Genomic DNA, 6,000 nt, shown 5'->3' with positions numbered 1-6,000 from the left:
GTAGATGCCTTCTTGACCAAACCGTTTGGCAAGCCAGTTACTGCCGTATATTAGCACGATGCCGACCAAGGATTTGAATAAGCCAATCGCTGTACTGTAGCTGAATGCCCCTTGGGTAATACCGACAAAATACACATACGTATCGAACACGTCGGCAACCGTTCGGTTCAGGGAGTTGGTCATGAGGAAGATTTGCTCAAAGCCAGTGTCTAAGAAATTACCCAAGCGCAGAATAAGCAAAATAACAATCACTGAGCTTATCGCTGGCAGCGTAATATGAATGAGTCGTTGGAAACGAGAAGCGCCGTCTACAATAGCTGCCTCATATTGCTCGACATCAACTGATGCGAGTGCTGCGAGGAATATAATGGTCCCCCAGCCCGTTTCCTTCCACATAATTTGCAAAATGATCATTGGCCTGAACCAGCTAGGATCAGCCAGAAAATTTATCTTCTTGCCGGTTAGATTGAATAATATTTCATTAACAAGCCCGTCCTGCGTCGTTAAAAATACGTAGGTCATACTCGCTACAATAACCATCGATATAAAATGCGGCACGTATATTAACGTTTGAATCCATCGTTTGAAATAAGCTAGTCTAATTTCATTAAGTAGAAGTGCAATAATAATCGGTGCGGGGAAGAAAAATATCAAATCATAGAAGCCCAGTATTAACGTGTTGCGCAGCAATCGAAAGAAATCTGGATGTGCAAAGAAATTTTCAAAATGGGTAAAGCCTATCCATTCACTCTTCCAAAACCCTAAAAAAGGCTGGAAATTCTGAAACGATATGAGTACTCCCCACATTGGGGCGTATTTGAAAACAAGAAAATACAATAATCCAGGTAGCAGCAGCAAATACAAAAATCGATCCTTTTTCAGCTTGGCAATCCATGCAGCATTCATAGCGTTCCTCCTTCTCTCATCTCTCGATCACAATGGTTATCAGGTTTATTGTCTTGTCTATATGCTCGTCTGTTGGTGCGATCGGCGGTGCAGATCATGTATCTGCTCACCAGTTGCAATCTCAGTATTATTGAAATACGCCAGCAGTTCAATTGCACATTTTTGCAAAAGAAAAAGCCTTGACTAGCAAGGCTTTTCACGTCCTGTTTCACTTTTTTGAAGGAGTATCACTTTTTTGGTTTTACCCTGTACTGCTGCGATATTCGCTTGGTGTAACACCAACATGCTTCTTGAAGATCCGATTGAAATACCGCTGCTGATATCCAACCTCTTGCGCAATATCGTTAATGAGCATATCTGTACTTCGAAGCAGCTCCTGTGCCTTTTTTATGCGCAGCTCGGTTAAGTAATCGATAAAATTAACTCCGCTTGCTTGTTTAAACCATTTGCTTAACGTATAGGAGTTGACACCGACGAGGTCTGCACACTGATCTAACGATATATCCTTCTTGTAATGCTCATGTATATACGCGATGATCTGGGTCATCATCCCTTTTTGCTGGGCATTCACGCGATTTTCCAGCTCATCAAAGTAAGGCCGAATGACGATATCTCGCATCCAGCGCAGCAGCTTTTTCGGATCACGGATATGTGACAGCTGTCTGTACAGGTTCTCTCCGTGAAACAGCTTAATCGGGTTAATTCCGGATTGCAGCATCATATGCTGTATGCTTCCAAGCAGCTGCAGCATATTTTGCTGGGCCACATGCTCCTTCTGCATACTTCCTGCTTCAATAAACCTTCTCAGCAGCTCCAGCACCTGCTCTCGATTCCCGCTGCGCATCGCTTGTAAAATTTCCAGCTCCACGTCAAAGGGATAGTCGATATCATCAAACGTAAACTCCTTCGGTAAATCCTCCATCCAAATTAGCTGATTCTGATTCAGGAACTGACGGTAGCTCGCTGCACGCTCTACCTCCATATACAGATTGCGGACCTTGCGCAGCTCTTCAGTTTTACGGCTAATTGTAATACTCACCTGAAGCCTGAGCAGCTCATTAATCGTATGCGTGTACCGTTCACAGAATTGCTGGAGCTGTTCATTTTGCACGATTTTATCATTGGCTTCAATAATAAAAATACCAAGCGACAGATCATGGAAATTTAAAGCATAGCCCTGATTAAATTGTGCAGAGACCATCTCCTGCGCCATATTGTATGCTGCAAAGGTCATTAGTCGCTCATCATTCGGCGTCATCGGCTGATCAATGCGATGCAGCCCCGTTAAGTAGATGTGGACAAACGTATAGTGGTGCGTCCCTACCTCCCAATAAAGTGAGCGCATTCTTCGCTCCAGATCCTGCTCGGATAGATTACCGATATGTCCCTGAAGCAGCTGCATAAGAAAGGTGTTTCGCAGAATAGGCAGCGTCGTTTCGATTTTTTGCTCCAGCTCCGCACTTTTCGTAGAAATATTCGTCCAATGCTCTCGGATCGTTTGAAACTCATTTTTTCTTTTGCGATCAGCTTGTCTCCGCTCAGGATCGATTTGGTTAAGCAGCTTTTGAATCGGTGAATACATCGTATTCGACACAACAAAAGCAAGCAAAAGCGCTGTAATTAAACTAAATGCGCTAATCCATAGCAATGACTTGGAAAACGTAACAACAGGTGTTGTAATAAGCGTCATCGGTGACGCAGACACATAGATCCACTCATCAGCTAACCTTTTGAATACACCGTAGGATACAGAATAGCTTTCTTTTCCGTAGTCAGTGACAAATTGACCCGTCGTTTGCTCACTCGTCTTAATGTGCTCGATGAGCTTCTCCTGCAGCGGGTCCAGCTCACTGGAATCTGAAAGCATTAACTCATAATTTTTATCCAATAAAAACGTCGTTCCTTCATTATATGGCGTCATCGTTTTTAGCAAATTCATAAGCTTTTCCTTGTCCAGCTTTACAATTAGAACGCCAAAGGGAATGGGACTTTCTCCTGGGATTTTGTGCAGCAATGTCAAACCGTTCTTGCTATCGCCCATCTGTTGATCTTGCATCCAAAACATTCGTTTTTCTTGCTGTAATATTTGTTTATAGTAATCTATCGTATTTTTATCATAGAGATGGTAAAATTCAGTTTTGAATAGGATCGGCTGCTGTTCTCGCTCAATATACAGCTCTACATTATTAATTAAGGAGTGCGAGCCCTCCATTACAACAAGCGACTTAGTGACATCCCATGTTTCCTGAAAATAATAAACGAAGTCAAGAGTTTGTAGTCGATAACCAAACGTCGGATTAAACGCCCAATTCGACAGTCCCATCTCCAGATAGCTGAACTGATCATCGATATTTTGCACCCGCTCATTGATCTGTTGATAGTGCAAATCACTAATGTCATCCTGTAATTGATTAGTAGCGAAATGATAGACGAGTAATCCAATCATAAAACCAGGTATGCTTGCGGCCAGTAATATATATACTAGGCTGTTACGGTAAAATACCCCTTTGGGTTGACTTTCCAGCTTAGACCACATTACCTTCATGCTTGAAATCATGTCAGTCGACCTCTTTCTAATGTTGGATCGCATTCATAATACAGTATATCTATATAATGTATGCGTTTACAATAGAAAATTATGAAATGCGTTACAGTTTTTCATATGTTTGTTGCATAGATGCTGCTGCTAGCGAAGGCTAGCAGCGTTATCTAATTCTTTCGTAAGTATCATAATCTGATCAATAAATGAAGACCAAGCGGAACTAATCGTCGTATTCATCATTAATCCAGCTTCTTTTAATGCATCATTAAGCTGCTCTGCGCGCCGAATGGATAACTCATCCCATTGCGCACTGCTGTATGTTTTATGATTAGGCAGTGCTCTTAAATAAGCTTCTAGTCGTTGAAATTGATCATATTCTGAGCGAGAAAGCAGCTTAGAAGGGTAGCTATTCTTCTGTAATCCATAGTCTAATGAAGCAATCAATACATATAGCTGATTGGATACTAGCTGCGGCTCATTCCAGCTACTGGTTTGCTGATACTCTAGAATACCTTGCAGCTCGACAAGAGGCCCCTGAATATGACTGATAAAATACTGCTGCTGGTGCCAATGGTTGGAGTATATCATCATCGCGATTATCGTTCCAAGTATGACGAGCAGCGTACATAGTCCATGCACAATCATTCTGTGACGTTGTCGGCTTCGTTCTACTAGCGTTTTAACCATCGCATCACATACCTCCATATAATAATTTTCTCGCACTGACCAACGATTTCAACAGTACTCTAGGCTTTCATTTTCTCGTGTTAATCCTTCATACCAAACAAAAAAACAGGCTTAAATATGCAACTTATCGTGCGTTTATCTAAGCCTGTTCTTCGTGATTTTTATTTAACTTTCAACAGTGATATTGGATTATTTTGCTGTAATCATTTTGTTGATAGCACTGAATAATCCCTTTACTGAAGACGTCATAATGTCTGGATCGATCCCGACGCCCCAAAAATTAGTGCCATCTGGTGATTGGATGCCAATATACGAAACGGCCTGAGACTTCGAGCCCACCTCTAACGCATGCTCTGAATAGGTCAAGTTCGAAAAGCTAACCTCAAGGTTCGTTTGCAGTGCATCGATAATCGCATCTAAGCGTCCGTTTCCGTTGCCAATAATTTCTTTTTCTACCTCATTCATGCGAACCTTAACGATCGTTTGATAATCATCGTTGTGTGTAAAGCTATAGGATACAAATTGAATCGGCGATTTAATATTTACATACTCTTCCATGAAGATTTGATGAATTTCTTCCGTTGAAATTTCTTTATTTAATCGATCCGATACATTTTTAACTGCATAGCCTAAATGCTCACGCATTTTTTGTGGAAGATCCAAGCCATAACGCTGCTGCAATAGATAGGCAACCCCACCTTTACCAGATTGACTGTTAATCCGGATAATATCGCCCTCATACTGTCTGCCAATATCAAGCGGATCGATCGGCAAGTAAGGAACGGTCCAATACTGACGTTGCTGCTCCTCGCGCCATTTCATACCTTTTGCAATCGCATCTTGATGGGAGCCAGAAAATGCTGTAAATACAAGCTCGCCCGCATACGGGTGACGCTCACTTACCTTCATTTTCGTTAGCTTTTCATAAGCCGCTACAATCTCAGGCAAGTTCTCGAAGTTAAGACCAGGATCTACACCATGAGAGTACATATTCAATGCAAGCGTAATAATATCAACATTACCTGTGCGCTCACCGTTTCCTAGAAGCGTTCCTTCTACACGCTGTCCACCAGCCAGCATACCAAGCTCAGCATCCGCTACACCAGTACCGCGGTCGTTATGCGGATGTAGGGATACAATAACGCTGTCGCGATACTTTAGATTATCACTCATATATTCGATCTGACTAGCGTATACATGCGGCATCGACATTTGAACCGTTGATGGTAGATTGATAATTACTTTATTATCCTCTGTTGGCTGCCATACATCGAGTACAGCATTACAAATTTCTAAAGAAAAATCTACCTCTGTGCCCGTAAATGATTCTGGTGAATATTGGAACTGGAAGTTTCCTTCTGTTTCAGCAGCGCACTCTTTTAACAGCTTCGCACCGCTAACAGCGATCTCAACGATTTCCTCTTTAGATTTTCTGAATACTTGCTCACGCTGTGCAACAGAAGTTGAATTATACAGATGAACGACTGCTTTTTTAGCACCCTTTAAGGATTCGAATGTTTTACGAATAATATGCTCACGAGATTGAGTAAGTACTTGAATTGTCACGTCGTCAGGAATCATGTCCTGCTCAATCAAGGTGCGCAAAAACGTAAACTCTGTCTCTGATGCTGCAGGAAATCCAACCTCAATTTCCTTAAAGCCAAGCTTAACAAGCAGTTGGAAAAACTCAATTTTTTCCTCTAAGTTCATCGGAACAACTAGTGCTTGGTTGCCGTCGCGCAAATCAACACTGCACCAGATCGGTGCTTCCGTAATATTTTCCTTCTGTGTCCACTTCAAGCTGCTTACAGGAGGCATAAAATAACCTTTTGCGTACTTCTCTACATTCTTCATGCTCATGACCA

The 6,000-nt window shown here is 42.0% G+C and carries 4 protein-coding genes; all 4 read right to left on the bottom strand.

The window, feature by feature from the left end; all coding sequences use genetic code 11:
• A partial coding sequence (locus NSQ99_RS22880; protein ID WP_340839213.1) for an ABC transporter permease occupies positions 1–906 on the bottom strand: 906 nt, incomplete at its 3' end.
• A 241-nt stretch (positions 907–1,147) separates the two neighbouring features.
• A complete protein-coding gene (locus NSQ99_RS22875; RefSeq protein WP_340839212.1) occupies positions 1,148–3,451 on the bottom strand; it encodes an AraC family transcriptional regulator in 2,304 nt (767 codons plus the stop codon).
• Between the two features lie 141 nt (positions 3,452–3,592).
• Positions 3,593–4,135: a hypothetical protein gene (locus NSQ99_RS22870; RefSeq protein ID WP_340839211.1), complete on the bottom strand. Its 543-nt coding sequence runs from the start codon at positions 4,133–4,135 to the stop codon at positions 3,593–3,595.
• A 189-nt stretch (positions 4,136–4,324) separates the two neighbouring features.
• The gene (gene leuA / locus NSQ99_RS22865; RefSeq protein WP_251668619.1) at positions 4,325–5,989 is read right to left on the bottom strand and encodes a 2-isopropylmalate synthase; all 1,665 of its coding nucleotides are present in this window, start codon (positions 5,987–5,989) and stop codon (positions 4,325–4,327) included.
• Between the last annotated feature and the right edge of the window lie 11 nt (positions 5,990–6,000).

Source organism: Paenibacillus sp. FSL W7-1287 (genome assembly GCF_038004245.1).
Classification (GTDB): Bacteria; Bacillota; Bacilli; order Paenibacillales; family Paenibacillaceae; genus Pristimantibacillus; species Pristimantibacillus camelliae.
The sequence above is the reverse complement of the archived record's forward strand: the minus strand, read 5'-3'. Positions and strand labels throughout refer to the sequence as shown.

Excerpts from the sequence above, each read along its gene's own strand:
- NSQ99_RS22875 (WP_340839212.1), bottom strand. The coding sequence starts at position 3,451 with ATGAAGGTAATGTGGTCTAAGCTGGAAAGTCAACCCAAAGGGGTATTT.
- NSQ99_RS22870 (WP_340839211.1), bottom strand. The coding sequence starts at position 4,135 with ATGGTTAAAACGCTAGTAGAACGAAGCCGACAACGTCACAGAATGATT.
- leuA (WP_251668619.1), bottom strand. The coding sequence starts at position 5,989 with ATGAAGAATGTAGAGAAGTACGCAAAAGGTTATTTTATGCCTCCTGTA.